Raw genomic sequence first — 1,289 nt, forward strand, 5'->3', positions numbered from 1 at the left:
GGAAGTGAGTAATAAACCTGAACCAGACTTTCAAAAAGCAGGCCTCGAGCTGAAGACCACGGGCTTGACTCATAAGAATGGACGGCTGGAAGCCAAAGAGCGCCTCAAACTCACAGCAATCGATTATTTCGAAATAGCTACAGAGACCTGGCTGAAATCACGATTGGTTCGCAAGTGCGGCAAGATGCTCCTACTCACTTACCTTTATGACGAAACCCTTGAGCTTGCAGACCTGAAGTTTCATCACCTGCAGCTTCAAATTGACCTTACTGACCCGCAATCTGTGGATACTGCCCAGTTCAAGCGGGATTATGAACGGATTCAACAGATTGTTCGTGAAGGGAAAGCCCACGAACTGTCCTCGGGGGACACTCTTTACCTGGAAGCAATTACAAGTGGAGCTGGAAAAGGCAGGGGTTTGAAGAAGCAGCCCCACTCGTCAGTGCTCTCCAAACCTAGGTCTTTCGCCATCAAGAGCAGCTATCTGACAGCGCTGCTACATGGGGAAAAGGACAATGCGCTATTGCATGCTGCCGATGCGACCCTAGAGTCTGCGACCTCAAGAGTCTTTTCTCCATTCCTAGGTCTCACCGTTCGAGAGATAGCTGAGCGCACTGGTGTCGACAGCTCACCAGATTCAAACAAGGGTCATCACCGAGCTTTAGTGCTGTCAATACTTTCTAACGGCGGCTCATCGGTGCCTGAGCTTCAGAAGGCTGACATAGAACTAAAGACCATCCGAGCGAAAGCCTCGGGCAGCCTTAGGGAGGCTATGTCATTTCCAAGCTTTAAGTATCTGGAAATTGTGGAAGAGTCTTGGGATGACTCAGATTTCCGTCGTCGTATCGAGCGCAGGTTCCTATTCACCATATTCAAAGAGAAATCTGACGGCTCTGAAGTGCTAGAAAAAGTCGGCTATTGGAATATGCCTTATGCGGAGCGGGAAATGGCAAGGGAGGTCTGGGAAGAGACAAAAAGGCGAGTCATCGCTGGCAACTACGACTTCCCTAAGTCCTCTGAAAATGAAGTCTCACATGTACGCCCAAAGGCTAGAAATGCAAAAGACCTTCAGATGACTCCCCAGGGGACATGGGAGAAGAAATACGCTTTTTGGCTAAATCGAAGTTACCTTCAAAAGGTAGTCAACGAAATCTTGTGAAACTCTCTGTGGGCTGCCCCTTTGAAAATCGAACAAGGGACACCTCGCAGGCGGAGCCTCGGTCCTCATTAGCAGTTTCAAAATCTATTGCTACAAAGTCCATTGCTGCCCCCTAGTAATCTCTTCTAAT

The 1,289-nt window shown here is 48.8% G+C and carries 1 protein-coding gene; it reads left to right on the plus strand.

The genetic code is table 11. The features are described from left to right. A partial coding sequence (locus EBR25_14135) for a hypothetical protein (protein ID NBW42109.1) occupies nucleotides 1–1,159 on the plus strand: 1,159 nt, incomplete at its 5' end. Nucleotides 1,160–1,289 lie beyond the last annotated feature (130 nt).

Source organism: bacterium (assembly GCA_009926305.1).
In the GTDB taxonomy this organism is placed as follows: Bacteria; Bdellovibrionota_C; UBA2361; order UBA2361; family RFPC01; genus RFPC01.